Origin of the sequence: Pseudomonas sp. HY13-MNA-CIBAN-0226 (assembly GCF_040310305.1) — a bacterium.
In the GTDB taxonomy this organism is placed as follows: Bacteria; Pseudomonadota; Gammaproteobacteria; order Pseudomonadales; family Pseudomonadaceae; genus Aquipseudomonas; species Aquipseudomonas gregormendelii.
Genome location: NZ_JBEOPS010000221.1, coordinates 1 through 276, shown reverse-complemented (window position 1 = coordinate 276; position 276 = coordinate 1). Strand labels below are relative to the sequence as shown.

General features: G+C 44.2%; 1 protein-coding gene. It reads right to left on the bottom strand.

Annotated elements, in window-relative coordinates:
- Window positions 1-276 (bottom strand): integrase core domain-containing protein (locus tag AAEZ05_RS28500; protein ID WP_350649937.1); only part of this gene is annotated, 276 nt, incomplete at both ends.

Sequence of the window (276 nt, the reverse complement as noted above, 5' to 3'; positions counted from 1 at the left end):
AAGTAACGTCTTTCTGTTTCAGCTGGTGTTAAATAATTGTTGAAAGTGTGCGGTCTCACGGTTTGATAGTAGCCCCAGATATAATCACTAATGGCACTTTTAGCCTCAGCGATATTCTCATAACCGCCCTTTGGCATCCACTCTGTTTTGAAGCTTCTAAAGAAGCGCTCAGTTGGGGCGTTATCCCAACAATTTCCACGACGGCTCATACTCTGTGTCATACCGTCGCAATCATCGATTGATTCAGCAAATTTCTTACTGGTGTAATGCGTGCCC